Below are 25,183 nucleotides of genomic sequence, written 5' to 3'. Positions count from 1 at the left end.
TTTACACGCCAATGACAGAGTTTGCTGGCGCAACGGCCCTCATTTGCAAGATAATCTCGCGCCTTGCAATTGGCGTCATAGCTTTGACGTACTGGTGATAACCGGAAAACCGCAGTGCCCAGCCGGCCCTGTACCCGATCGTTCCCCAACCCACACCGCCGTTTCAGGAGGCCAGGATGCACAATGACGGAAAGGTGGTGCCTATTCACAAGGCACAGGCCACGCCATCGCCGCTCGCTCGCCTGCCGGTGGTATTGCTGCAGGTTCGCGACAAGTCCGCGCAACAATTGCAGCAGGGCTTGCAGGAACTGTTCGATAACGCCGACGACACCCTGTTCGAAATGGCCGACAAGGCCCGCAACAACATCGATCACCATATTTTCTTTGAAGCCATGCGTGACTTGCGCCTCAAGCGCAAGAATTTCGAACGGGTGTTCATGGAGCAACTGTTCGAGGCCTTTGCCAACCTGGGCCAGGCTGGGCGCGGTGACCTGCAGTTGGTTCCGGTGGTTTCCTACGATACGGCGTCAGGCACCTCCAGCGATGACCGGGAAAAAACCGTGGCGTTGGAGGCCATGCTGGTTCGCGTGCGCCATCGCGATGGCTTGGCCCTGGGGCAATTGACCGCGCGCCTGAATGCATTGCTGGATAAGCACCTGGATGAGCGTGAGAACCCCCTGGGGCCGGCGTTGTTGTGTGAGTTCTTCCTGCGGGCAGGGCGCAGCCTCGGGGTGGAAATCCGCGTCAAGCTGATCATGCTCAAGCTATTTGAAAAGTACGTCCTCAGCGACGCCGACTACCTGTACGGCGAGGCCAATCAGTTGCTGGTTGCCACGGGGGTGCTGCCCGAGCTCAAGGCTGTGCCGTCGCGGCGCCTCGGCGGGCGGGCGACACGCGAGCATCCGCGTGAAGACAATGTGCCGACGTCCGATCAACCGGTCGACGAAAACGGCCAGCAAGCCTTTGCCGCCCTGCAGGAACTGCTGGCGGCCGTACGTGGCAGCGTGGCGCCCACCCTCGAAGCCAGTGCCGAACCTCAGCCGATTGCCACCCGTGACCTGTTGCGCCTGCTGTCGCACTTGCAGCAATACGTACCGGAGCCGGACGTCGAGGACGACTTCGACTTGCGCAACCAGCTTGAACAGCTGTTGACCCGGGTCAGTGTCAAGAGTGGCAAGTCCCGCGTGGTGGAGGATGCCGACGAAGACGTGATCAACCTGATCGCCCTGCTGTTCGAGTTCATGCTCAATGACCCTGGCGTGCCTGACGCCTTCAAGGCCTTGATCGCACGCTTGCAGATTCCCTTGCTGAAAGTGGCGGTGCTGGATAAGAGTTTTTTCAGTCGCCCCAGCCACCCGGCCCGTCGGCTGCTCAATGAAATCGCGGCCATGGCCATGACCTGGAACCCGTGCGATGAGTATCAGCGCGACAGCCTGTACGTGCGCATCGAGCAGGTGGTACAGCGTTTGTTGAACGAGTTTGTCGAGGATCCGGCGATTTTTACCCAGCTTTTGACGGAGTTCTGTGCGTTTACCGCGAACGAGCGGCGCCGCAGTGAGCTGATCGAACAGCACACCCGTGACGCTGAAGCCGGGCACCTGCGTACCGAAGAGGCTCGCCAGCGCGTGGCGGATGTGCTGAACCGCCGGCTGCTGGGCAAAGTGCTGCCGCGCGCGGTGGTGCAGTTTCTCCAGCAGGCCTGGAGCCAGGTACTGTTGCTGGCCAGCCTCAAGCACGGCGAAGAGTCGGTGCAATGGCAGGCGGGGTTGCGGACCATGGACGAGTTGATCTGGAGTGTGAGCCTGCAGCAAGACACCGAGGCCGGGCGGCATTTACTGGAGCAACTACCGGGCTTGCTCAAAGCGTTGCGCGATGGCTTGACCAGCGCGGCGTTCGATCCTTTCAGTACGCGTGAGTTTTTTGTGCGGTTGCAGGCCCTGCATATTCAGGCGGGTGAGGGCGTCGAGACCCTGGTCGAAGTCAGCCAGCCGTTTGTGCTCAGCCCGGGCCTGCCCGACACCGCCGAGGACCTGCCGCTGGACGATCCCGCGCGGCTCAAGGTCCAGCAACTGCGTGTCGGAGGTTGGGTCGAGTTCCAGGCGCTTGAAGAACCCCCCCTGCGCTGCAAGCTTACGGCGATCATGGCACCGTCCAACCGCTACATTTTCGTCAACCGCATGGGGCTCAAGGTCTTGGAGAAAAGCGTCGGTCAACTGGCGCTGGCGTTCAAGCGTGGCACCTTGCGCCTGCTGGACGATGGCCTGTTGTTCGACCGCGCGCTGGCAGCGGTGACGAACACATTGCGTCAACTCAATCGCGGCAAGTGATCGCACCCACCGGGTGGAACGCGGCATACTGGTCACACTTCGTCACGTTCAAGGATCCTGTATGCAGTTGGACCCCACCAGCGGCTGGTGCCAGGGCATTGCGCATTGCCCTTCGCCCAACTTCAACGAGCGCCCCACCGGCGAAATCTCACTGTTGGTGGTGCATAACATCAGCCTGCCGCCAGCGCAGTTCGCGACCGGCAAGGTGCAGGCGTTTTTCCAGAATCGCCTGGATGTCACGGAACATCCCTACTTTGAAGGGATTGCCGACTTACGGGTGTCTGCGCATTTTCTGATTGAGCGCGACGGCACGGTGACGCAGTTTGTATCGTGCCTCGACCGGGCCTGGCATGCCGGGGTTTCGTGCTTCGATGGGCGTGAGACCTGCAATGACTTTTCCCTTGGTATCGAACTGGAAGGTACGGATGACTTGCCGTTCACGGATGCGCAGTATGCGTCGCTGATCGACCTGACGCGCCAGTTGCTGGTGGCTTACCCCGACATTACCCGTCAGCGCATTTGTGGCCACAGTGATATCGCGCCGGGGCGCAAGACCGACCCTGGCCCCGCTTTTGATTGGGTACGCTTTCGTAGCGCCCTGCAGGATGGAGGACACGCACAATGAGTTTCCTGGTATTGGTGCTGGCCGTGTGGATCGAGAAATTCTCGGCCTTGCGCCAGCGGTTGCAGCGTGATGGCGGCTGGTTACGCGAGCTGGCCAAGTTGGAGGCGAGCCCGCGCATGGGCAAGCAGCCGTGGCTGATCCTGGCGCTGCTGGTGTTGTTGCCGGTGGCCTTGCTGGCCTTGCTGCTGCTGGTACTGGAGCCGGTGGCCTACGGCCTGTTGGCGTTGCCGGTGCACCTGTTGGTGGTGATCTACAGCCTGGGGCGGGGGGATCTGCTCGCCGGCCTCGGACCGTTTCGCGATGCGTGGCGCCGGGGCGACTTGCAGGCCGCCGAGCATGTGGCCGAGCGAGACCTGAAGATCGCAGCGGACAGCGGGGAACAACTGCTGGAACGGGTTCAGGGCCATCTTCTATGGCAGGCCTACCAGAGTTTCTTCGCGGTGATCTTCTGGTACTTCCTGCTGGGCCCTGTCGCGGCCCTGGCTTATCGCCTGCTGGCACTGGCCAGTGAGCACAGCCAGAACCCCTTGGTAGCCGAGCGTGCCGGCCAACTGCGCCATGCCTTCGACTGGTTACCGGTGCGCTTGCTGGCGGCCAGCTTTGCCCTGGTGGGCAACTTTGTCGCGGTCAGCCGTGTGATGCTTCACGAATTGCTGAGCTGGGATATCAGCGCCGCGCAGTTGGTCGAAAAAGTCGGTCTGGTGGCCGCTGAGATTCCGCCGCCGGTGGTGGGGGCTGATGGCATCAACAGCCTGGATCGCCTGTGGGAACTGCTGCTGCGTGCGGCGGTGCTGTGGTATGCCGGGTTCGCCATCTGGACGGTGCTGCCCTGACCTGGGAGGAGCCGGCCCGCCGGCTCCGTTCTCGTTAACCTTAAGTTACAAAACTCCCTTTCGATTTGAGCTATACAGACGGAGCGCCAAATAGTGGCTTTCTGCCGCCGCCCTGCGCCTCAAATAAAAATAATAGGAAGGGAGTTCACCCGTGAAGAGCTTGCTCTATCCCGCCGTCGCGCTGATGAACCGCCTGAGCTTCGGCATGAAGTTCAGCCTGATCAGTGTGCTGTTCCTGCTGCCCATGCTGGCGACCAACTATTTCCTGGTGCGTGATTCGTGGCGTGAATTTCAGGGCACCCGCATCGAACTGCAAAGCCTCGATCTGCTCGGCAGCAGCCTGGCCCTGCGCCGCGACCTGGAAACCCTCAACAACCAGGTGCAAATCAACGCAACCCTGGGCCAGTCCGGCAAGGCTGGCGACCTTGAAGGCAAGATCAGCACGTTGGAGCAGCATGTGTTGGCACGGGTGCAGGGGCTCACAGCCATGACCACCGACCCTGAGCAAATTGCCGCCTTCGATGCCAAGCGCGACGAATTGATCGCTGCCTTCAAGGCCCAGCAGCAGGAGTCCTCCCTGCTGAGTAAAAGCGCGCTGATCGGCAAGTTGCTCAACAAAGCGCAGATGCTCAGCCAGATCATCGCCAGCCAGGCCGGCTTGAGCCGCGACCCCCAGAGCGATTTGCGCCAGCTCAGCGAGCTGATCACCAGCATCACTCCGCAGGTCACCCAGACGCTGGGGGAGGGGCGGGCGATGGGCGCCTATTCCCTGGGCCAGGGGTTCCTCAATTCGTCCTCCAGCACCCGCTTTGACGAGTTGCTGCAGCAACTGGAAAAACTCCACGCCGAATACGCCCTGAAACTCCAGGACGCCCTCGGTTCCAGCCAGGCCGCCCACGCTGCGCTCGACAGCCTGGCCAAGGCCAGCAATGCCAGCCTCAAGCAAGCCAGTGAGGTCTTCGAAGAGCAGGTGGTGATGGCTGAAACCCTCGACGCACCGTGGCAGGGTTTCTACGACAACGTCAGCCAACTGATGGCCCAGACCTATCAGCTCGATGAAGCCACGCTGGCGTTTCTCGGGCACCAGCTGGAGCAGCGCCTGGCGCAGTACCGTACGCACATGGTGGTGCTGGTGTGTGCCCTGGCGGCGGTGTTTTTGCTGATCTTCTATTTGTACGCTGGCTTCTATGCCTCCACCCGCACCACCCTGCGACGCCTGGGGGGGATGATGGACAAGGTGGCGGCGGGCGACATGACGGTCACGTTCGTCGCTCATAGTCGCGACGAGCTGGGGGAACTGGGCGAGGTGTTCAATGGCACCGTGGCCAAGATCCACGACCTGATCGAGCGCGTCGGCCACACCGTCGGCCAGGTAGAGCTGCAAGCCAGCCAAGTGGAGGCGGTCTCAGTCCGCAGCAACCAGGCGGTGTCCGGCCAGCGCAGCCAGATCGAGCAAGTGGCGACCGCCATGAACCAGATGTCCTCCACGGCCCAGGAAGTGGCGCGCAATGCGGCGGCGGCGGTCAGCAGCGCCCATAGCGTCAACGATGAAACCGTCAGCGGTCGTGGCCTGGTGCAATCCCAGCAAGGCAGCATCGCGCGCCTGGCCTTGGACCTTGATGAGTCGGTGCGGGTGATCAACCAGTTGGCGACCGATAGCCAATCGATCAGCAGCGTGCTGGAAGTGATCAAGAGCATTGCCGAGCAAACCAATCTACTGGCGCTGAACGCCGCGATTGAAGCCGCTCGCGCCGGAGAGCAGGGGCGCGGCTTTGCGGTGGTGGCCGATGAAGTGCGCACCCTCGCGCGGCGGACCCAGCACTCCACCGAGGAAATCGAGCAGATGATCAGCCGTTTGCACAGTGGTGTCGACGCGGCGGTCAAGGCTATGGGAACCAGCCATGCCATGGCGAATGGCACGGTGGGGCAGTCGGAAAAGGTCCAGCAGGCCTTGGAAAACATCCTGGGTGCCGTCGGCATGATCGTCGATCAGAACCAGCAGATTGCGGCGGCCGTGGAGCAGCAAACCGCCGTCGCCCACGATATCGACCAGAACATCGTTGAAATCAATCGTGCAGGTGAACATGCCGCCCAGGGTGCCCATCAGGCCGAGGCGGCCAGCCGGCAGTTGTCGCGCCAGGTGATTGAGTTGAAGCAATTGATCGGCGCGTTTCGCGTGTAAGACTGTTGAGTAGGATGTTTCTTTTACGGGAGTGGTACTTGTCTTGATTTTCTTGTGCTTCGTCTTTGCTGCCGAGAATGGGTGAGAATTTGTTTCAGCCAATAATCACAGTCCAAGGGAGGCAAGACGATGAGCGCTGCCATAGGCATCAAAGGGCACTGCGCCCATTGCGACATCACCTTCGAACTCAAGCCTTGGCAGTTGAATGCCATTGCCATTGAAGAGCCCTTCGATTGCCCGTACTGCCATAGGATTCTGCAGTTGTGCTGCACCCGGCAACTGCGTCAGTTCAGGGCACTGGACCATTGGGCCTTGGTACGACTGAGCATGGTGGTGTTCACCTGCGTGGCCCTGATCGTGGCGTTGGTGGCAGAGTGGCTCGGGCTGATCAGCGTTATCGGGCAGTTGAATATTTCATTGCTGGTGCTGTTGGTGCATTTCCTGGTGGCACGCTACGCCCGTCATCGGCAGCGGATGACCTTGGACCTGCAAGTGGTCAGGCCGGTCAACGCCCTACCAATTGAACAACTCGCACGCATTGCGTGTGCTCGCTTCAGCCAGCAATAGCGGGCTGAGGCCCATGCGTTCGGCCAGCGCGGTGCAGATATCGGGCAAGTGTTGCGGGCTGTTACGCTGGCCGGGGTACATGGCGGGGGCCATGTCCGGCGAATCGGTTTCCAGCACCACCGCGTCCAGGGGCAGTTGGGCGAGCACCTTATGCATGCGCAGGGCCTGGGGCCAGGTGGCGGCACCGCCCAGGCCCAGCTTGAAACCCAGCTTGATGTATTCGCGCGCTTCTTCCCGGCTACCGGCAAAGGCGTGGATGATGCCGCCCCGTGGCAGGCGGATACGCTTGAGGGTGGCAATCACAGCGGCATGGCTGCGGCGCACGTGCAACAGCGCTGGCAGTTGGAAATCGACGGCCAGTTTCAGTTGGGCTTCAAACAGGTGTTGCTGGCGTGTGCGGTCCAGTTGTTCGAGGAAGTAATCCAGGCCGATCTCGCCTACAGCGCACAGTTGTCGATGGCCGTGCAGGCGGGTCAGCCAATCGCCCAGCTCCTTCAGGTCGGCGGGGCGATGGTCATCGAGGTACACCGGGTGCAGGCCGAAGGCGGCGAACAAGCCTTCATCGCCTTGCACCAGGTCCCACAACCGCTGCCAATTCTGCTGATACACCCCCAGTACCACCATGCGCTGCACGCCGAGTTGGCGGCTGTGGGCGAGGACTTCCCGGCGATCGCTGTCGAAGTCCGGAAAGTCGAGGTGGGTGTGGGTGTCAATCAGCTCCACGCTCAAGCCTCGTGAATACGCCGCTTGAAGGTCCGGCCGATGGCATGCACGCCGGGTTGGTACTGCTCTTCTTCGATGGCGGCCAGGGCCAGGCGCAACGCCGTGTCGGCGATCAACTGATGTTGCTGGGCCATGGCATTGACCGGCAACGGCAGGAAGTCCAGCAACTGCGTATCACCAAAGGTCCCCAGGCGTAGCGGGCGCGATCTGAGCGGGAAATCATGCAGCGCGTCGAACACCCCTTGCAGCAGCACGTAAGAGGTGGTCACCAGCGCGTCAGGCAAATGCCCCAGTTGATGGAGAAGTTGCTCCATCAGTTGGCGGCCACAATCGCGGCTGAAGGCCTCGCCCTGTTCGACGATCACTTCGCCGGTAAAACCTTGCAGTGCTTCACGGAAACCGGCGGCGCGCTCCTGGCTGATGCTCAACTCAGGCCGCGCACCGATCAGCGCGATCTGCTTGGGCACCGGTTGCAGCAGGCTGCTGGTCAGTTGCTGGCAGGCCTGGCGGTCGTCGCTGACCACCGAGCAGAACTGTTCGGCGTTCATCACCCGGTCGATGGCAATCACCGGCAAACCCTTGGTTTGTAACTCGCGATAGCTGTCGTCGCTGGCCGGCAGGCAACTGGCGACAAACAGCGCATCGCAGCGTCGGGCGCGGAACAGTTGCAGCAGTTGGCGTTCGCTGTCGGCATTGTCGTCGGAGCTGGCGATCAGCAATTGATAACCGCGCGCGCGGGCGCCTTGTTCCAATAGCTTGGCGATCCGTGCGTAACTGGGGTTTTCCAGGTCCGGCAGGATAAAACCCAGCGTACGGGTATGCCGGCTGCGCAGCCCGGCTGCCTGGGGGTTGGGCGTAAAGCCATGGGCTTCGACCACCGCACGCACGCGCTCGACGGTCGCGCTGCTGATGCGTTGCTGTTCGGCTTTGCCGTTGATGACATAACTGGCGGTGGTTACGGACACACCGGCCAGACGTGCGATATCACTGAGTTTCAAACCGGGATTTCCTTGTTTTTTAGAGCTGGCCCCGACATTTTGTCCAATCGTAACCGATTACTGCACACGACTAATGTCTCAGCTCAAGTGCCGAGTGGTTCTTCAAGGATGCGCAATTAACGCGTAATCTGCCATAAATTCTAGATTAAACGTTTCAGCAGGCGTATTTTTGCGATGTTCGCTACTGAGTGGCTACTGCCAATTGACTGCTCAGTCGCTTATTCATGATCAACTTTATACTGATTTATTCAAAACAATACCTAGTGCGCCCGCCGCACTAACTAGGAGAACGGCATGCTTGAGCTCACTCACGAGCAGATATCCATGGGCCAGGTGGCTGTGGATAAATCTGCTGCCTTGCACCTGCTCGCTGACCAGTTGGTGGCCGATGGCCTGGTCGCCGAGGGTTATCTCAGCGGCTTGCAAGCCCGTGAAGCCCAAGGTTCGACCTTTCTCGGCCAAGGGATCGCCATTCCCCACGGGACTCCCGAAACCCGCGACCAGGTATTTTCCACCGGCGTGCGCCTGCTGCAGTTCCCCGAAGGGGTGGATTGGGGCGACGGCCAGATCGTTTACCTGGCGATTGGCATTGCCGCCAAATCCGATGAACACCTGCGCTTGCTGCAACTGCTGACCCGCGCCCTCGGTGAAACCGACCTGGGCCAGGCGCTGCGTCGTGCCGGTTCCGCCGAGGCCTTGCTGAAGTTGCTGCAAGGCGCGCCGCAGGAGTTGGCGCTGGATGCACAGATGATCAGCCTGGGCGTGTCGGCCGACGATTTTGAAGAACTGGTATGGCGCGGTGCTCGTCTGCTGCGCCAGGCCGACTGCGTCAGCAATGGCTTTGCCGCGGTGTTGCAGCAAGTCGATGCGTTGCCCCTGGGCGATGGCCTGTGGTGGCTGCACAGCGAGCAAACGGTCAAGCGCCCTGGCCTGGCGTTTGTCACGCCGGATAAACCCATGCGTTACCTCGGCCAGCCGTTGAATGGTCTGTTCTGCCTGGCCAGCCTCGGTGAAGCGCACCAGGCTTTGCTGGAGCGCCTGTGCGCGTTGTTGATCGAAGGTCGCGGCCAGGAACTGGGGCGCGCCACCAGCAGCCGTGCGGTACTCGAAGTGCTCGGCGGCGAACTGCCGCCCGACTGGCCCAGTGTGCGCATCACCCTGGCCAATGCCCATGGGCTGCACGCGCGGCCGGCGAAGATCCTCGCGCAATTGGCGAAAAGCTTCGAGGGCGATATCCGTGTGCGTATCGTCGATGGCCCGGTGGGCGCGGTGTCGGTAAAAAGCTTGAGTAAGCTGCTCAGCCTCGGTGCACGGCGTGGTCAGGTACTGGAGTTTGTCGCGGAACCTACCATCGCCGGCGATGCGCTGCCTGCGTTGTTGGCGGCGGTGGAGGAAGGGCTTGGCGAAGACGTCGAGCCATTGCCGACCGTGGTGGCCCAGGTTGAAATCCTCGATATCGAACCGCTGGCCAGCGCGCCGTTGGCCGGCAGCCAGCTCCAGGCCATCGCCGCCGCCCCCGGCATCGCCATCGGCCCGGCGCATATCCAGGTGCTGCAACCCTTCGACTACCCGCTGCGGGGTGAGTCTTCGGCCATTGAGCGCCAGCGCTTGCAGGCCGCACTCAACGACGTGCGTCGCGATATCCAGGGCTTGATCGAACGCAGCCAGGCCAAGGCGATCCGCGAGATTTTCATCACCCACCAGGAAATGCTCGACGACCCGGAACTGACCGATGAAGTCGACACCCGCCTCAAGCAGGGCGAAAGCGCCGAGGCGGCCTGGATGAGCGTGATCGAAGCCGCCGCCAAGCAGCAGGAGGCGTTGCAGGACGCCTTGCTGGCCGAGCGCGCCGCTGACCTGCGCGACATTGGTCGCCGCGTGCTGGCACAACTGTGCGGTATTGAAACGGCCCAGGAGCCGCACGACCCCTACATTCTGGTGATGGACGAGGTCGGCCCATCGGATGTGGCGCGGCTCGACCCGGCGCGGGTCGCGGGTATCCTCACTGCCCGTGGCGGGGCGACGGCCCACAGTGCCATCGTCGCCCGTGCCCTTGGCATCCCCGCGTTGGTGGGCGCCGGCCCGGGCGTGTTGCTGCTGGCCGCCGGCACCCTGTTATTGCTCGATGGCCAGCGAGGCCGCCTGCATGTCACCCCGGACACTGCCACCCTGCAACGCGCCACCGTTGAACGCGACACCCGCGAGCAACGCCTGCAAGCCGCCTCGGCGCAGCGCCACGAACCTGCGGTGACCCGCGACGGTCACGCCGTGGAAGTGTTCGCCAACATCGGCGAAAGCGCCGGCGTAGCGAGTGCGGTGGAGCAGGGCGCCGAAGGCATTGGCTTGCTGCGCACCGAACTGATTTTCATGGCCCACCCGCAAGCGCCGGACGAAGCCACCCAGGAAGCTGAATACCGGCGTGTACTGGACGGCCTCGACGGTCGCCCGCTGGTGGTGCGCACCCTCGATGTGGGGGGCGATAAACCGTTGCCGTATTGGCCGATCGCCGAGGAAGAAAACCCCTTCCTCGGGGTGCGCGGCATTCGCCTCACCTTGCAACGCCCGCAGATCATGGAGGCGCAATTGCGCGCGCTGCTGCGCTCGGCGGATAACCGGCCGCTGCGCATCATGTTCCCTATGGTGGGCAGCGTGGATGAGTGGCGCGCAGCACGGGACATGACCGAGCGCCTGCGCCTGGAAATCCCGGTGGCCGATCTGCAACTGGGGATCATGATCGAGGTGCCGTCGGCTGCGTTGCTCGCACCGGTGCTGGCCAAGGAAGTGGATTTCTTCAGCGTTGGCACCAACGACCTGACCCAATACACCCTGGCCATCGACCGCGGCCACCCAACGCTGTCGGCCCAGGCCGATGGCTTGCACCCGGCCGTGTTGCAACTGATCGATATCACCGTGCGCGCGGCCCATGCCCATGGCAAATGGGTCGGTGTGTGCGGCGAGCTGGCCGCCGATCCGCTGGCGGTGCCGGTGCTGGTGGGCCTGGGCGTGGACGAGTTGAGCGTGTCGGCGCGCAGCATTCCCGAAGTGAAGGCGCGCGTGCGCGAATTCAGTCTGAGCGAGGCCCAGGGCCTGGCGCAAAAAGCACTTGCGGTGGGTTCGCCCGCCGAAGTGCGAGCCCTTGTGGAGGCCGTGTAGATGGCAAGGATTCTGACCCTGACGCTGAACCCGGCGTTGGACCTTACGGTGTGCTTGGCGCGCCTGGAGCCCGGTGAAGTCAACCGCAGCGAACCCCTGCAGACCCACGCGGCCGGCAAGGGCGTGAACGTGGCCCAGGTGTTGGCTGACCTGGGCCATCAAGTGACGGTCGGTGGTTTTCTGGGGGAAGACAACCCCCAAGCGTTCGAGGCGCTGATCGCTCGCCGTGGTTTTGTCGATGCGTTTATCCGCGTGCCGGGTGAAACCCGCAGCAACATCAAGATTGCCGAGCAGGATGGCCGCGTCACCGACATCAATGCGCCGGGCCCGCTGGTCAGCGAGCAGGCGCAGCAAGCGTTGCTCAACCAACTCATGCTGATCGCCCCCGGGCACGATGCGGTGGTGGTCGCCGGCAGTTTGCCGCGTGGCGTCAGCCCGCAGTGGTTCGAAGGCCTGTTGGTGCAGTTGAAAGGCCTCGGTTTGAAGGTCGCTCTGGACACCAGCGGCGCCGCGTTACGCGCCGGGTTGAACGCTGGCCCATGGCTGATCAAACCCAACACCGAAGAATTGGCTGACGCCCTGGATTGCCCCACGGATTCCGTCGCGCAACAAGCCGACGCGGCTGAGCATCTGCACGCGCGGGGCGTTGAGCATGTGGTGGTATCCCACGGTGCCGACGGCGTGAACTGGTTCAGCCCGGGCACGGCGCTGCAGGCCACGCCGCCCAAGGTCCGCGTCGCCAGCACCGTAGGCGCGGGGGATTCGTTGCTGGCCGGCATGCTCCACGGTTTGCTCAGCTTCGATGTACCCGAAACCACCTTGCGCCGCGCCACGGCGATTGCCGCCATGGCGGTGACGCAGATCGGCTTTGGCATCAGCGATGACGCGCAGTTGGCGCGCCTCGAAAGCGGCGTCCATGTGCGCCCGCTGACAGAACAATAAGAGGGTTTGTGATGAAGTTAGCCATTGTTACCGCCTGCCCGAACGGTATGGTCACCAGTGTGCTGTGCGCGCGCTTGCTGGACGCTGCCGCGCAGCGCCAGGGGTGGAGCACCAGCGTCGAAGTGGTCGACGTGCAGCGCCCGGAACGGCAGTTGTCCCAGGCGATCATCGACGACGCCGAATGGGTCTTGCTGGTCAGCAGCACCCCGGTGGACATGCAGCGGTTTGTCGGCAAGCGCGTGTTCCAGAGCACCCCGGCGCAGGCGTTGCAGGACGTTGACGCGGTACTGCGCCGTGGCGCAGAAGAAGCCCGGGAGTATGTCGTCAGCCAAGCCTCGGTGGCGACGAAGCAGGCCCCGCGTATCGTCGCGATTACCGCCTGCCCCACCGGTGTCGCGCACACCTTCATGGCCGCCGAAGCCTTGCAGCAGGCGGCCAAGCGCCTGGGTTATGACTTGCAGGTGGAAACCCAGGGATCGGTCGGCGCGCGCACACCGCTGAGCCCGCAGGCGATTGCCGACGCCGACGTGGTGCTGCTGGCGGCGGATATTGAAGTCGCCACCGAGCGCTTCGCCGGCAAGAAGATCTACCGCTGCGGCACCGGCATCGCCCTCAAGCAGGCCGAGGCGACTCTTAATAAGGCCCTCGCCGAAGGCGCCGTGGAAAGCGCGGCCAGCGGTGCGGTAGCCAAGTCGGAAAAAACCGGGGTGTACAAACACCTGTTGACCGGTGTGTCGTTCATGTTGCCGATGGTGGTGGCGGGCGGCTTGTTGATCGCCTTGTCATTTGTGTTCGGCATCCATGCCTTCGAAGAAAAAGGCACCCTGGCAGCGGCCCTCAAGACCGTTGGCGACCAGGCCTTTATGCTGATGGTGCCGCTGCTGGCGGGCTATATCGCCTACTCCATCGCCGACCGTCCGGGCCTGGCCCCCGGCATGATCGGCGGGCTGCTGGCCGGTACGCTGGGCGCCGGGTTTATCGGCGGGATTCTCGCCGGTTTCCTCGCCGGCTACTGCGTCAAGCTGATCACCCGCGCGATACGTTTGCCGCAGAGCCTGGAGGCACTCAAGCCGATCCTGATCATCCCGTTGCTGGCGAGTTTGTTCACCGGCCTGGCGATGATTTACCTGGTCGGCCCACCCGTGGCGCGTCTGCTCACGGGGCTGACGGATTTTCTCAGCACCATGGGCACCACCAACGCGGTGCTGCTGGGCATTCTGTTGGGCGGCATGATGTGTGTCGACCTCGGCGGGCCGATCAACAAGGCCGCGTACGCGTTCTCCGTCGGCTTGCTGGCGGCATCGAGCGGCGCACCGATGGCTGCGACCATGGCGGCGGGTATGGTGCCGCCGATCGGCATGGGCATCGCCACGTTCCTGGCGCGGCGCAAGTTCGCCCAGACCGAGCGTGAAGCGGGCAAGGCCGCGATGATTCTGGGCTTGTGCTTTATCTCGGAAGGCGCGATCCCGTTCGCCGCCAAGGACCCACTGCGGGTGATCCCCTCCAGCATCGCTGGCGGTGCCCTGACGGGAGCGCTGTCGATGTACTTTGGCTGCAAGCTGGCGGCGCCCCATGGTGGGTTGTTTGTGTTGATCATCCCGAATGCGATGAACCATGCGCTGTTGTATCTGCTGGCGATCGTCGCCGGTAGCCTGCTGACCGGGCTGGTGTATGCACTGATCAAACGTCCGGAAGCGGTGGAACTGACGGCCGCGCCCGCCCAAGCCTGACGCCATGGACAATGTGGGTGGGGCGGTGTCATATCCACTTCATCCACGCGTGTTCAACTTGCCCTTTTGATACTCAAGAGGGCACCTGCATGAGCCACTTCGACCTTGGCCGTCGCCGCGTGATGCAAGTCGTCGGCGCCGGCCTGTTGCTGCCTGGCCTGGCGCCGGCGGTAATCGCGTCGGTCAAAGACCGTCCGCAACTGACCGATGGTGTGCAGTCCGGCGACCTGCTCGGTGATCGCGCGATGATCTGGAGCCGCAGCGACCGCCCGGCGCGGATGGTGGTGGAGTGGGACACTCGCAGTGTGTTCAGTAACCCGCGCCGATTCGTCTCGCCGCTGGCCGACAGCCGCAGCGACTTTACCGCGCGTGTCGAACTCACCGGCCTGCCCGCCGACCAGGCGATTTTCTACCGCGTGCATTTCGAAGATGCCCAGACCGGCGTCGCCAGCGAACCGTGGTTCGGCCACTTGCGCAGCGTGCCGCAACAGCGCCGCGATATTCGTTTTGTATGGAGCGGCGACACCGTCGGCCAAGGCTTCGGGATCAATCCGGACATTGGCGGCATGCGCATCTACGAAGCCATGCGCCTGCGCTTGCCGGACTTTTTTATCCACAGTGGCGACACCATCTACGCCGACGGCCCGGTCCCTGCGCAACTGACCACCGAGGGCGGGCGCATCTGGCGCAACATCACCACCGAAGCCAAGAGCAAAGTTGCTGAAAGCCTCGACGACTATCGTGGTAACTACCGTTACAACCTGCTGGATGAAAACGTGCGGCGCTTCAACGCCGAGGTGCCGCAGATCTGGCAGTGGGACGACCATGAGGTGGTGAACAACTGGTCGCCGAGCAAGCAGTTGGATGAGCGTTACCAGATCAAGGACATCAACACCCTGGTCGGCCGCGCGCGCCAGGCGTGGCTGGAATATTCGCCGATGCGCCGACAAAGCGCCGACGGTGGCGGGCGCATCTACCGCAAGCTCAGTTATGGCCCTTTGTTGGATGTCTTCGTGCTCGATATGCGCAGTTATCGCGGCCCCAACGACGACAACCTGGGCGGCGAAAAACCCTTCCTTGGCCGTGAGCAACTGGACTGGCTCAAGCGCGAACTCAAGGCCTCCCAGGCCCAGTGGAAGGTGATTGCCGCCGACATGCCTATCGGCCTCGGTGTGCCCGACGGTGAAGTCAGCCCCGGCGTGCCGCGCTGGGAAGCCATCGCCAACGGCGACCCAGGCCCGGCGCAAGGTCGTGAGTTGGAGATTGCCGAATTGTTGGGGTTTCTACGTGCCCAACAGGTACGCAACCACGTGTGGGTGACGGCCGATGTGCATTACTGCGCGGCGCACCATTACCACCCGGATCGTGCGGCGTTCCAGGATTTCGAGCCGTTCTGGGAGTTCGTCGCCGGGCCTTTGAATGCGGGCAGCTTCGGTCCGAATCCGCTGGATAAAACCTTTGGGCCTGAGGTGGTGTTCGAGAAGGCCCCACCGGCGCAGAACACCTCGCCGTTTGCCGGGTTCCAGTTTTTTGGCGAGGTGCAGATTGATGGGCAGACGGCAGAGTTGACGGTGATGCTGCGCGATCTGGATGGGGTTTCAGTGTTCGAGCAAAAGCTGCAACCGGCCTGACTTGGAATACAGTCAAAAACTGTGGGAGGGGGCTTGCCCCCTCCCACATAGGTTCTTCAGTGGCTAGAGGATCTCAGTACACGTCGCGACGATAGCGGCCCTGTTCGATCAGGCGCTCCACCACCTCGCTGCCCAGCACCTCATGCAGTACTTGATCCACCCCGGTCGCCATCCCCTGCAAGCTTCCACACACATAAATCGCCGCACCGTCCGCCAGCCATCGCCGCAACACGTCTGCCGATTCGCGCAGGCGATCCTGCACGTAGATCTTCTCCTCCTGATCCCGGGAAAACGCCAGGTCCAGCAGGGCCAGGTCACCACTGGCCAGCCAGCCTTGCAGCTGGTCCTGGCACAGGTAGTCGTGGGCGATATTGCGCTCGCCGAACAATAGCCAGTTGCGCTGTTGGCCGTTGGCAATATTCGCCTTGAGCAAGCTGCGCAGACCGGCCAGGCCGGTGCCGTTGCCGAGCAGGATCAACGGTACTGGCACCTGCGGCAGGTGGAAGCCACTGTTGCGGCGCAGGCGCAGGCTGATCGCGGTGCCAATGGCGGCATGTTCGGTGAGCCAGCCGGAGCCCAGGCCCAGGCTGCCGTCCGGGTGGCGCTCCTGGCGTACGATCAGTTCGAGTACGCCGTCGCTGGCAATCGAGGCGATGGAGTATTCGCGCATGCCCAGCGGCACTAACGCGTCCACCAGGGCCTGGGCATGCAGGCCGACCAGGTGCGTGCGGTTGTCCGGCAGTTGGCGGGTTGCCAGGGCCTGGTCGAGGGTGTGCGGCAGGCCGTCGAGCAGGACTCCATCGCTGCCAGCCAGGCCCAGGCCCCCCAGGAAGCGTTCGATGGCCTGCGGGCCATTGCGTGGCAGGATTTCGACCAGGTCGCCGGCTTCCCAGGACTGGGGCGACGGGCTGGTGAGGCCGAGCAGGTAGACGGCCGAACCGGCGCTGCCACGGTTGAGCAGGGTGCGTTGGCTCAAGGTCCAGTTTTCATATTGGGCGGTCGGCCAGGCCGCCGTCGGTGCGTGGCCGGTTAACTGCCCCAGCTGTTGTTGCCAGTGCAGCAGCGCAGCGCTGTCGCCGCTGTCGACTTCCACCGGGGCGAACAACGGGGTGCCGCCCTGGTGGGTCAGCCAGAAATGCAGGCGCCGGGCAAAGCCGCAGAAGTGTTCGTACTGGCGATCACCCAGGGCCAATACCGAGTAGTTCAAGCCTTTGAGGGGCAGGTTCTGGCCCAGCACGCTGCGTTCGAAAACCCGCGCGCTGTCCGGGGCTTCGCCGTCGCCGAAGGTGCTCACCACAAACAGCGCATGTGCCGACTGGCGCAGGTCTTCGGGGCTTACGCTGCCCAGGGACTGCACCTTCACTGGCAGCCCCGCGGCCTGCAATTGTCCGGCGGTCTGCCAGGCCAATTGCTCGGCAAAGCCGCTCTGGCTGGCAAAACCGATCAGCCAGGCCGCTGCATCGCTGGGGTTGGCTGCCAGGCCGTTGCGCGCATCACGCACCTGGCGTTTTTTGCGGCGACGGTCGAGGTACAACAGCCAGCCGGTGATAAAGAACAGCGGCATGAGCAGCGAACTGACGGTGAGGACAATCCGTCCGACCAGGCCGAAGTAACTGCCGGTGTGCAGCGCATAGACACTGGTCAGCAACTGCGACTTGAGGTGCTTGCTGGCGTAGCGGTCATGGGATTTGACCTCGCCGGTGGCCGGGTCCAGGTTGAGCTGGTTGAGCGCGCGATCATGGGGGGAGTTTGCCAGCAGGTAATACACGATGGCCGGTTGCCCGGCGACCGCCGGCATGCGGATGTTGTAGGCGCTCAAGCCGGGGCCGGCGTTGCTGTAGATGCTGCTCCACATCGCGTCATAGTTGGCGACCGGCGCCGGCCCCTGAGGGGGTGGACCACGCTTGCGCATCCGCTCGTTCTGCGGGGCGTCGGACAACAGTTTGGTCACGCCTTGGTTGTACCAGTCGTAGGACCAGTACAGCCCGGTCAGCGCGGCCAACAGGTAAAACAACAGGCACCAGGTGCCGAATACCGAGTGCAGGTCCCAGTTGAAGCTGCGGCCTTTTTTGCGCCAGTCCAGGGTCAACCACGCGCGCCAGCTCGCCACTTGGCGCGGCCAGCGCAGGTACAGGCCGGACAGGCAGAAGAACAGCAGGATCAGGGTGCAGGCCCCGGTGATTTGGCGGCCGGTTTCGCCCATGGCGAGGAAACGGTGCAACTGCAGGATAAAACCGAACACGTCCTGGCCGACGGCATCGCCCATATAGTCGCCGGTGTAGGGGTCGAAGTAGCGCATCTGGCCACGGCGTTCGCCGGGTGGCGGGGTGAAGGACACGCGCGCGGCGTTGCCGCTGTCACTTTCCACCCACAGCATCGAAACGGTCTTGCCTTCGGTGGCTTCGAGCTTGCGCACCAGTTCGGCGGGTGGCAGTACGCCGGCTTCGCGCTTTTGCACGAACAATACGCTGGGGTTGAGCGCGCGCAGGATTTCATCCTGAAACGAGACCGCAGCCCCGGTGATCCCCATCAAGGCCAGCACTAGACCGGCAGTGATGCCGAAGAACCAGTGCAACTGGAACAGGGTTTTCTTCAACACGTCGGACCGCCTCGTCTATCTGGATATGTAGGGCACGGCGCGCATTATGCCGTGGCTGTTCGAGAAACATTCTTTTTTACACGCAAAAAGCCCCGCGCATCCGATGCGTGGGGCTTGGGCGAGCGGTTGGCCGCCTTAGAAGTGGAAGCTGGTGGTCAACAATGCCGTACGGCCGGCTGCCTGGTTGGCGAAGTGGGTCGAGAACGCCTTGTCGTAGTAGGTCTTGTCAGTCAGGTTTTGCACGTTCAGTTGCAGGTCGACGTTCTTGGTCAGCTTGTAGCTGGCCATGGCGTCGAAGCGGGTATAGGACGGCACGTAGACTGTGTTGCCTGCATCGCCGTAGACATCATCGACGTAGAACGCGCCGCCGCCGATGGTCAGTTTCGAGGTGATGTCGTAGGTGGTCCACAGGCTGAAGGTGTTCTTCGGCGTGTTCGGCATCTGGTTGCCTTTGTTCGAGCCCGTACTGACGACGCCGTTACGTCCATTGAGGCCGGCGCTGACCAGTTCGCTGTCGAGGTAGCTGTAGCCAGCGAACACTTGCCATTGTTCGGTGAGCTTGCCGCTGGCGGACAATTCCAGGCCGTCGACGCGGGATTCGCCGGCGTTCTGGTAAGTCAGGGCGTCGACCAGGATGCGGGTGTTTTTCTTCTCGGTGCGGAACACCGCGGCAGTCAGTGACAGACGATCGTGGAACAGGTCCCACTTGGTGCCCAGCTCGTAGTTGACGGTCTCTTCCGGTTGCAGGTCGCTGGTGGCGGCGCCCGCAGACAGTGGGTTGCCGTCGGCACCTTCACCCACCAAACCACCGGCTGGTGTTGCCGAGGTGGCATAGGACGCATAGATACTGCCGTTCTCCACCGGCTTCCAGACCAGGCCGGCCTGCCAGTTGAAGAACTGGCTGTCGTCCTTGATCTTGGTGCGGCCGGTGGTGGCATTGGTGTTGGCTTCGGTGTCGAAGGTGTCGTAGCGCAGGCCGACGTTCAGCAGCCATTGCGGGTCAAGTTCGATGGTGTCGAACACATAGGCGGCACGGCTGGTGGCCTTGGTGTTGGTGCCGTTGTAGTTGCGTGCGACGCTGCCGGTCCAGGCATCATCCGGGGTTGGGTTGCTCAGCGACGTACATTGGCCGCCCAGGCTGCCCTTGACCACGGTGCACGTCGGGTTGGCGTTGGGGCTGACCGTGTAGCCGCTGACGCGGGTTTCTTCGCCGGTGAACTCCAGGCCGGTGGAGTAAGTGTTCTTGAAGCCCAGCGCCTGGAAGCTGCCGAACAGATCGGTCTGGTTGGTGGTCGTGGTGGTGGTTGAGACACGGGTGTTGGCGCGGCGCCACACGGTGCCGTACTTGTTGACGTTGAGTTTGCTGTCGTCCGGTTGCGTGAGCACGTAGTCCTGGCCGGTGCTGCCATGGCGCAGGGTGTTTTTCAGCGTCATGGTGTCGTTCAAGTCGTGCTCGAAGGAAAACGTGCTGATGTCAGCGCGGGTCTTGCGGAAGTCGCGGCTCTTGAGGCCATAGAAGTTATTGCTGTCGCCACCGTCGTTGGGTTTGTCATGCACGTGAGCGGTGGCGGTCGAGGAGCCGTAGCCGTAGGGGATTCCCGAGTCCGGCAGGTCGTCGCTTTCCATGTGGTAGTAGCTGACGTTGACGCGGGTCGGCGTACCCAGACCGAAAGTCAGCGAGGGCGCCACGCCCCAGCGGTCGTAGTTCACGGCGTCGCGACCGGCCACGTTTTGTTCGTGGCTCATCAGGTTCAGGCGGAACGCGGCGGTGTCGAGGAACTGACGGTTGACGTCGAGCACATAGCGGCGCGTCTGGTCGGAACCATAGGTGAAGCCACCATTGGTGAAATCCCGCGCTTGTGGCGTCTTGCTCACCAGGTTGAGGCTGCCACCGGCCGAGCCGCGCCCGCCGAACGAGGAATTCGGGCCCTTGCTGACTTCAATGGATTCAATGTCGAAGATCTCACGGCTCTGGCCGCCGGTGTCGCGTACGCCGTCCAGGTAGGTGTCGCCCTGGGCGTCAAAACCACGGATGAACGGGCGATCCCCCTGTGGGTTGCCACCTTCGCCGGCGCCGAATGTAATGCCCGGTACTGTGCGCAAGGCGTCCTGCAACGAGGTGGCGGCGGTGTCCTTGAGTACCTGTTGCGGCACCACGGTGACTGAGCGCGGCGTATCCACCAGCGGCGCGGTGTACTTTTGCGAAGAGGCTTTTTCGACCTGGTAGGAGGTGTTGTCCTGTTCTTCGCCGGTGATGCTGGTAGCCCCCAGGGAGATGCTGTTGCGCTGGCCTTTCTGCCCGGTGTCTTCGGCCGCTTGCGCCAGGTGGGCGACGGAGCTGGCACCGAGGGCGACGCCGATGGCCGAAGCCAGCAGACGTGGTGAACTGGCAGGTGTTTTTAGAGTGGTGCGCGACATGACGTGTCCTTTCCCCAAGGATGTGAGGTCGCGAAATATAGGTGTAACAAGATTTTATATCAATTGAGATACATTGCTATTTGTACTGAATTTACATTCTTTACACTTTTGGCTTACGGTTTTTACACGCTCATCCGTCTAGGCGTTTTACAGAGAGGATAAGAATCAATACCATTGGCGCCTCTTCGTTCCCAGGTATCGTCCCATGCTGCTGCACATTCCCGGCCTGTTCTCTCGTGAGGAAGTGCTGCGCATCCGCCAATCCCTGGAAACCGCCGATTGGGCCGACGGCAAAATCACCGCCGGGCACCAGTCCGCCAAAGCCAAGCACAACCTGCAATTGCCCGAAGGCCACCCCTTGGCCAAGGAAATCGGTGCGGCGATGCTCGAGCGCTTGTGGCAAAACCCGCTGTTTATGTCGGCAGCGTTACCGCACAAGGTCTTCCCGCCGTTGCTTAACTGCTACACCGCAGGAGGCAGTTTCGACTTCCATATCGACAACGCCGTGCGCCAGCCCAAGGGCAGCCATGAGCGGGTACGCACCGACCTGTCGTCGACGCTGTTCTTCAGCGACCCGGAGGACTACGACGGCGGCGAATTGGAGATCCAGGACACTTTCGGCCTGCAACGGGTCAAGTTGCCGGCCGGCGACATGGTGCTGTACCCCGGCTCCAGCCTGCACAAAGTCAACGCGGTAACCCGCGGCGCACGCTACGCCTCGTTCTTCTGGACCCAAAGCCTGGTGCGCGAAGACAGCCAGCGCACCTTGCTGTTCGAAATGGATGGCGCGATCCAGCAACTGACCGCCGCTGTCCCCGACCACCCAGCGTTGATCCAGCTCACCGGCACTTACCACAACCTGTTGCGCCGCTGGGTCGAGGTCTGAGCATGGGGTTTTTATTGCGGCGTGAAGAAGTGCTCAACGTCGAGCAATTGCAATCCATGCTCGATGACTCTCCCGTTCGAGCAGCCCAGGCGATCCTGATCGCGGCCAAGGAGGGTGTGGTCGACGCCCAGGCTTTACTCGGGCAAATCCTGCTGGAGGGCCGTGGTATCGAGCGCGATGAAGCGCTGGCACTGCGTTGGTTCCAGATCGCGGCCCAGGGCGGGCACCGGATGGCGCGCAATATGCTGGGACGTTGCCGGGAGCATGGCTGGGGGAGCGCCGTGGACGAAGCGGCAGCGGCCCGTGAATACCGGCTGGCGGCAGACGCCGGGTTGGATTGGGGGTTGTACAACTACGCCAATCTGCTGGCCACCGGGCGCGGTGTTGCCGAGGATCAACCCCATGCGTTGGCGTGTTATCGCCAGGCGGCAGAGCAAGGCCACGCCAAGTCGATGAACCTGCTGGGGCGCTATCTGGAAGAGGGGCAGTATTGCCCGAGGGATCTGGATGCTGCCGTGGCCTGGTATCGACGCTCAGCCGAAGCCGGCGATTTTCGTGGCCAGTTCAGTTATGCAGCGGTGCTGGCCGACAGGGGCCAGGTCGACGCGGCGCTGGAGTGGTTGCGCAAGGCGCTGGCCGGCGGGAACCTGAAGTTTTTGCGAGTGGCGCACAAGGCGCTGGCGGCGGCGAATGATCCGCAGATTCGGGCGATGGCTGATGCCTACCGACAACGGGCCGCGAGCCTTCCCTGAGCCCTAAAAAAACCCATGACACGTCATGGGTTTTTTTCAGCGCAGCGGTCTTAAATGTAGTACGACTTCAACGGTGGAAAGCCATTGAACTCAACGGCGCTGTAGCTGGTGGTGTACGCACCGGTCGACAACCAGTACAAACGATCACCGATCGCCAGGTTCAGCGGCAGGCCGTACTTGTAGTTTTCGTACATGATGTCGGCGCTGTCGCAGGTCGGGCCGGCGATGACCACTTCTTCCATCTCGCCTTTCTTCTCGGTCCAGATCGGGAACTTGATGGCTTCGTCCATGGTTTCGATCAGGCCGGAGAACTTGCCCACATCCGTGTACACCCAACGCTCGACGGCGGTACGGGATTTACGTGCAACCAATACCACTTCACTGACCAGGATGCCGGCGTTGGCGATCAACGAACGGCCCGGCTCCAGGATGATTTCCGGCAGGTCGTCGCCGAAGTCTTCCTTGAGGAAACGGATGATTTCCTCGGCGTAGGTTTCCAGGCTGTTGGTACGGGTGATGTAGTTGGCCGGGAAGCCGCCGCCCATGTTGATCAGCTTGAGGTGGATGCCGTCTTCTTCCTTCAGGCGTTCGAAGATCACTTTGACCTTGGCGATTGCCGCGTCCCACACGCTGATGTCGCGTTGCTGCGAGCCCACGTGGAACGAAATGCCGTACGGCACCAGGCCCAGGTCACGGGCGAGGATCAGCAGGTCCATGGCCATGTCGGTCTGGCAGCCGAACTTGCGCGACAGAGGCCAGTCCGCCGTGGTCGAACCTTCGGTGAGGATACGTACATACACTTTCGAGCCCGGCGCGGCCTTGGCGATGTTGCGCAGGTCGGCTTCGGAGTCGGTGGAGAACAGGCGTACGCCCTTCTCGTAGAAGTAGCGGATGTCCTTGGATTTCTTGATGGTGTTGCCGTAGCTGATACGGTCGGCGCTGACGCCGCGGTCCATGACCTTGTCCAGCTCGTAGATCGAGGCGATGTCGAAGCTCGAACCCTTGTCTTTCAACAGGTCGATGATCTCGACGGCAGGGTTGGCCTTGACCGCGTAATACACCTTGGCGAATTCGAAACCGGCGCGCAGGTCATCGTAGGCCTGGCTGATCATCGCGGTGTCGATCACCACGAACGGGGTTTCTTGCTTGTCGGCGAACGCCTTCATTTTGTCAAAAGTGGCGCGCGCGAAATAATCTTCGACGTTGATCGACATGCTGGGAACTCCTAAGGGCAAACTGATTTGATCAATGGGTGCAACTGAACGTCCTCCGTATCCCCACTTTGGTTCGCCTACTTCCCAAGGCATGTCGCCGAAAGCAAAAAGGCCATGGGGCTATCGCTACCCTTGGCCTTGCTGTCTCGTCGTCAGTACTTGAGCCGGATGGATCGTTTCCAGCATGGACGTTCGGCGCGAACTTTAGGACGTGAGGGGCCATAGATCAACTAAAAATGTCGCGTTTTTGCACGCGTTCGTCGCGGGACCGCGTGCAGCTACTTATGTAACCGACAGGTGTGACGGATTGATGTTCCCCGCAGGCGGATAATTAGGGGGATTTCCCTGACACACCACAGGCCAAATGTGGGAGGGGGCTTGCCCCCTCCCACAGTTTTAAGCGTGTTGTGTCAGATCAGGCCAGGGCAGTCTCTGCAGGCGAAACAATACTGGTCTTGCCCCCACGCGACTTACCGGAACTCAGGTACTCGGCAATCGACTCCTGGGTCACCTCACCCAGGAACACCCGCTCCGCATCCATCACCGGCAGCCACGAGCGATTGAACTCGTACATGCGTGACAACAGGATGCGCAAATGCTCGTCGTACGCCGCCGTGGCGTTGAACTCACGCAGGTACTGGCCGCAGGTGCCGGTTTGACGGTGCAGGTCGCGACGACGTACATAGCCGAGTGCCTTGTTCTCGGTGCACGTGACTACCACATAACGGCGGTCAGTTTCGTCCATCAGCTCCAGGGCCTCGGCCACCGGGGTTTCCGGGCTCACCGACGGGGCGTTGTCGGCCGCATCTTCAGCCTTCACCAGCAGCAGGCGCTTGAGGGTGCTGTCCTGGCCCACGAAGTTGCTGACGAACTCATCGGCCGGATGCGCCAGCAGGGTGTCCGGATGGTCGATCTGCAGCAGCTTGCCGGCGCGGAAGATGGCGATCTTGTCACCCAGCTTGATGGCTTCGTCGATGTCGTGGCTGACCATGATCACGGTCTTGTTCAGCGCGCGTTGCATCTCGAAGAACTCGTTCTGGATCATCTCGCGGTTGATCGGGTCGACTGCGCCGAACGGCTCATCCATCAGCAGCAGCGGGGCATCGGCCGCCAGTGCGCGAATCACGCCGATCCGCTGTTGCTGGCCGCCGGACAGTTCACGCGGATAGCGATGCAAATACTGCTTGGGCTCGAGCTTGATCATGCTCATCAACTCGCGGGCGCGGTCGTGGCATTTTTGTTTGTCCCAGCCGAGCAATTTCGGCACGACCACGATGTTTTCCTCGATGGTCATGTTCGGGAACAGGCCGATTTGCTGGATCACATAGCCGATGTTGCGGCGCAGGGTCACTTCATCCAGGTCGGTGGTGTCTTCGCCGTTGATCAGGATCTTGCCCGAGGTGGGCTTGATCAGGCGGTTGATCATTTTCAGCGTGGTGCTCTTGCCGCAGCCCGAAGGGCCGAGGAATACGCAAATCTCGCCTTCGTTGACGGTCAGGCTTACGTCGTTAACGGCGGAGACAGTTTTGCCGTTGCTTTGAAAAGTCTTGGTCAGGTTTTGAAGTTCGATCATTTGAGCAGTCCTAGTAGGGGGTGTTCGCCG

The 25,183-nt window shown here is 62.2% G+C and carries 16 protein-coding genes and 2 pseudogenes; 12 read left to right on the top strand and 6 right to left on the bottom strand.

What is annotated here, in order from left to right:
• The first annotated feature begins 176 nt into the window (after positions 1-176).
• From QU606_RS12035 to QU606_RS12015, 6 genes and pseudogenes are all read left to right on the top strand, one after another.
• Positions 177-2,327 carry a DUF1631 domain-containing protein gene (locus QU606_RS12035; protein ID WP_304998419.1) on the top strand — a complete coding sequence of 717 codons (2,151 nt, stop codon included), beginning with the start codon at positions 177-179 and terminating at the stop codon, positions 2,325-2,327.
• A 61-nt stretch (positions 2,328-2,388) separates the two neighbouring features.
• On the top strand, positions 2,389-2,952 hold the full coding sequence (ampD, locus tag QU606_RS12030) for a 1,6-anhydro-N-acetylmuramyl-L-alanine amidase AmpD (RefSeq protein WP_024073390.1): 564 nt from the start codon (positions 2,389-2,391) through the stop codon (positions 2,950-2,952).
• Entirely contained in the window at positions 2,949-3,785 is an 837-nt protein-coding gene (gene ampE, locus QU606_RS12025) for a regulatory signaling modulator protein AmpE (protein ID WP_024073391.1), read from the top strand. Before ampD ends, ampE begins: the two co-directional genes overlap by 4 nt.
• A 184-nt stretch (positions 3,786-3,969) precedes the next feature.
• A pseudogene (locus tag QU606_RS32900) lies at positions 3,970-5,109 on the top strand (HAMP domain-containing protein); the annotation flags it as partial.
• Between the two features lie 348 nt (positions 5,110-5,457).
• Positions 5,458-5,967 (top strand): annotated as a pseudogene (locus QU606_RS32895) (methyl-accepting chemotaxis protein); the annotation flags it as partial.
• A 129-nt stretch (positions 5,968-6,096) separates the two neighbouring features.
• Positions 6,097-6,534 carry a hypothetical protein gene (locus QU606_RS12015; protein WP_304998417.1) on the top strand — a complete coding sequence of 146 codons (438 nt, stop codon included), beginning with the start codon at positions 6,097-6,099 and terminating at the stop codon, positions 6,532-6,534.
• On the opposite strand, the gene QU606_RS12010 is transcribed toward QU606_RS12015, so the two are convergent.
• Entirely contained in the window at positions 6,481-7,257 is a 777-nt protein-coding gene (locus QU606_RS12010) for a TatD family hydrolase (protein ID WP_277379134.1), read from the bottom strand. The genes QU606_RS12015 and QU606_RS12010 overlap by 54 nt on opposite strands.
• Before the next feature lie 2 nt (positions 7,258-7,259).
• Positions 7,260-8,255 (bottom strand): catabolite repressor/activator, encoded by a 996-nt coding sequence (gene cra / locus QU606_RS12005; RefSeq protein ID WP_024073395.1) that lies wholly within the window; start codon positions 8,253-8,255, stop codon positions 7,260-7,262.
• Between the two features lie 294 nt (positions 8,256-8,549).
• Here cra and ptsP point away from each other — a divergent pair, with 294 nt between their 5' ends.
• The 4 genes from ptsP to QU606_RS11985 all read left to right on the top strand — a co-directional run bounded on the left by ptsP (position 8,550) and on the right by QU606_RS11985 (position 15,711).
• On the top strand, positions 8,550-11,408 hold the full coding sequence (gene ptsP / locus QU606_RS12000; protein WP_024073396.1) for a phosphoenolpyruvate--protein phosphotransferase: 2,859 nt from the start codon (positions 8,550-8,552) through the stop codon (positions 11,406-11,408).
• Positions 11,409-12,350: a 1-phosphofructokinase gene (pfkB, locus tag QU606_RS11995; RefSeq protein ID WP_150055866.1), complete on the top strand. Its 942-nt coding sequence runs from the start codon at positions 11,409-11,411 to the stop codon at positions 12,348-12,350.
• An 11-nt stretch (positions 12,351-12,361) separates the two neighbouring features.
• Positions 12,362-14,080 (top strand): PTS fructose-like transporter subunit IIB, encoded by a 1,719-nt coding sequence (locus QU606_RS11990; RefSeq protein WP_277379136.1) that lies wholly within the window; start codon positions 12,362-12,364, stop codon positions 14,078-14,080.
• Positions 14,081-14,169: 89 nt separating this feature from the next.
• Positions 14,170-15,711: an alkaline phosphatase gene (locus QU606_RS11985; protein ID WP_304998416.1), complete on the top strand. Its 1,542-nt coding sequence runs from the start codon at positions 14,170-14,172 to the stop codon at positions 15,709-15,711.
• 73 nt (positions 15,712-15,784) lie between these two features.
• Here QU606_RS11985 and QU606_RS11980 read toward each other — a convergent pair whose 3' ends face one another.
• Complete coding sequence (locus tag QU606_RS11980) at positions 15,785-18,310, bottom strand: sulfite reductase flavoprotein subunit alpha (RefSeq protein WP_304998415.1); 2,526 nt, start codon at positions 18,308-18,310, stop codon at positions 15,785-15,787.
• Between the two features lie 135 nt (positions 18,311-18,445).
• Positions 18,446-20,728 carry a TonB-dependent siderophore receptor gene (locus QU606_RS11975; RefSeq protein WP_024073401.1) on the bottom strand — a complete coding sequence of 761 codons (2,283 nt, stop codon included), beginning with the start codon at positions 20,726-20,728 and terminating at the stop codon, positions 18,446-18,448.
• Positions 20,729-20,933: 205 nt separating this feature from the next.
• On the opposite strand from QU606_RS11975, the gene QU606_RS11970 reads away from it, so the two are divergent.
• Together QU606_RS11970 and QU606_RS11965 are read left to right on the top strand one after the other, a co-directional pair.
• Positions 20,934-21,614, top strand: a complete 681-nt coding sequence (locus QU606_RS11970) for a Fe2+-dependent dioxygenase (RefSeq protein WP_304998414.1) — start codon at positions 20,934-20,936, stop codon at positions 21,612-21,614.
• 2 nt (positions 21,615-21,616) lie between these two features.
• Positions 21,617-22,366 (top strand): tetratricopeptide repeat protein, encoded by a 750-nt coding sequence (locus QU606_RS11965; protein ID WP_304998413.1) that lies wholly within the window; start codon positions 21,617-21,619, stop codon positions 22,364-22,366.
• A 50-nt stretch (positions 22,367-22,416) separates the two neighbouring features.
• On the opposite strand, the gene QU606_RS11960 is transcribed toward QU606_RS11965, so the two are convergent.
• Both QU606_RS11960 and QU606_RS11955 read right to left on the bottom strand, forming a co-directional pair.
• Complete coding sequence (locus QU606_RS11960) at positions 22,417-23,580, bottom strand: type III PLP-dependent enzyme (protein WP_024073404.1); 1,164 nt, start codon at positions 23,578-23,580, stop codon at positions 22,417-22,419.
• Between the two features lie 415 nt (positions 23,581-23,995).
• A complete protein-coding gene (locus QU606_RS11955) occupies positions 23,996-25,153 on the bottom strand; it encodes a betaine/proline/choline family ABC transporter ATP-binding protein (RefSeq protein ID WP_024073405.1) in 1,158 nt (385 codons plus the stop codon).
• Positions 25,154-25,183 lie beyond the last annotated feature (30 nt).

The sequence above is a fragment of the Pseudomonas sp. OVF7 genome (genome assembly GCF_030644265.1).
Lineage (GTDB): Bacteria > Pseudomonadota > Gammaproteobacteria > Pseudomonadales > Pseudomonadaceae > Aquipseudomonas > Aquipseudomonas gorinensis.
Note: the sequence above shows the minus strand (reverse complement) of the source record. Positions and strands in the feature narration are given on the sequence as shown.

Excerpts from the sequence above, each read along its gene's own strand:
- QU606_RS11965 (WP_304998413.1), top strand. The coding sequence starts at position 21,617 with ATGGGGTTTTTATTGCGGCGTGAAGAAGTGCTCAACGTCGAGCAATTG.
- pfkB (WP_150055866.1), top strand. The coding sequence starts at position 11,409 with ATGGCAAGGATTCTGACCCTGACGCTGAACCCGGCGTTGGACCTTACG.
- QU606_RS11975 (WP_024073401.1), bottom strand. The coding sequence starts at position 20,728 with ATGTCGCGCACCACTCTAAAAACACCTGCCAGTTCACCACGTCTGCTG.
- ptsP (WP_024073396.1), top strand. The coding sequence starts at position 8,550 with ATGCTTGAGCTCACTCACGAGCAGATATCCATGGGCCAGGTGGCTGTG.
- QU606_RS11985 (WP_304998416.1), top strand. The coding sequence starts at position 14,170 with ATGAGCCACTTCGACCTTGGCCGTCGCCGCGTGATGCAAGTCGTCGGC.
- QU606_RS11955 (WP_024073405.1), bottom strand. The coding sequence starts at position 25,153 with ATGATCGAACTTCAAAACCTGACCAAGACTTTTCAAAGCAACGGCAAA.
- QU606_RS11990 (WP_277379136.1), top strand. The coding sequence starts at position 12,362 with ATGAAGTTAGCCATTGTTACCGCCTGCCCGAACGGTATGGTCACCAGT.
- QU606_RS11960 (WP_024073404.1), bottom strand. The coding sequence starts at position 23,580 with ATGTCGATCAACGTCGAAGATTATTTCGCGCGCGCCACTTTTGACAAA.
- ampE (WP_024073391.1), top strand. The coding sequence starts at position 2,949 with ATGAGTTTCCTGGTATTGGTGCTGGCCGTGTGGATCGAGAAATTCTCG.
- QU606_RS11970 (WP_304998414.1), top strand. The coding sequence starts at position 20,934 with ATGCTGCTGCACATTCCCGGCCTGTTCTCTCGTGAGGAAGTGCTGCGC.
- QU606_RS12015 (WP_304998417.1), top strand. The coding sequence starts at position 6,097 with ATGAGCGCTGCCATAGGCATCAAAGGGCACTGCGCCCATTGCGACATC.
- QU606_RS12035 (WP_304998419.1), top strand. The coding sequence starts at position 177 with ATGCACAATGACGGAAAGGTGGTGCCTATTCACAAGGCACAGGCCACG.
- ampD (WP_024073390.1), top strand. The coding sequence starts at position 2,389 with ATGCAGTTGGACCCCACCAGCGGCTGGTGCCAGGGCATTGCGCATTGC.